Origin of the sequence: Coprococcus sp. AF21-14LB, assembly GCF_003458885.1 — a bacterium.
In the GTDB taxonomy this organism is placed as follows: Bacteria; Bacillota; Clostridia; order Lachnospirales; family Lachnospiraceae; genus UBA9414.
Genome location: NZ_QRVX01000134.1, coordinates 1 through 781 on the forward strand (window position 1 = coordinate 1; position 781 = coordinate 781).

The window sequence follows — 781 nt, forward strand, 5'->3', positions numbered from 1 at the left end:
TGGTGGAAATTTGGGAAAACCTCAAAATATTCCATTTTTGCTAAAAATAATAGAGAAATTGCAAAACTATAGTAAAGCAGAGTTCGTTATTATAGGAAATGGAATGTTGCATCTACGATTGTAAATTTTGTAAAGGAATATAAGTTAGAGAATTTTACATATAAAAAACAAGTTTCACAAAAAGAATATGAAGAAATACTTAAAAGCGTGGATGTAGGTCTTATCAGCCTAGATCCACGTTTTACAATTCCAAACATTCCATCAAAATTTCAAACATATTTGAAATTAAAAAAACCTGTTTTTGCTATGACAGATAGAAATACTGATTTGAAAGAAATGATTGAAGATCATAAATGTGGATGGTGGTGTGCTGCTGATAATGAAGCAGAAATAATTCAGACTATCAAATATATTTGTGAGAATAAAGAAGAGCAAATTCAAAAAGGAAAGAATGGTTTTGAATATTTGAAACAGGAATTTGATGTAGAGAAGAATGTTGATAAAATTGAAGCGTTTATGGGAGTGTAAATAGATGAGGGTTTTAGTAAATGCAATGGCTGCAAGTAAAGGTGGGGCATTGTCAATTCTGAAAGATTTTTATACTTATGTTAGAGATAATGATGTAGAAAATGAGTGGATATTTTTGATTTCAGGAAATTATATAGAAGAAACTGCGAAAATAAAAGTAATTCAAAAAGAAAAAAAAGACATGGTTTCACAGATTGTATTTTGATTTTATAGGATGGAAAGAAATAATTAAGCAGTATTGTCCAGATAGTAA

General features: G+C 28.7%; 2 protein-coding genes. Both read left to right on the plus strand.

Annotation, left to right across the window (positions count from 1 at the left end):
- Positions 1-207: 207 nt before the first annotated feature.
- Entirely contained in the window at positions 208-528 is a 321-nt protein-coding gene (locus DWX73_RS13365; protein ID WP_118349143.1) for a hypothetical protein, read from the plus strand.
- A 4-nt stretch (positions 529-532) separates the two neighbouring features.
- Entirely contained in the window at positions 533-733 is a 201-nt protein-coding gene (locus DWX73_RS13370; protein WP_118349144.1) for a hypothetical protein, read from the plus strand.
- Positions 734-781: the final 48 nt, after the last annotated feature.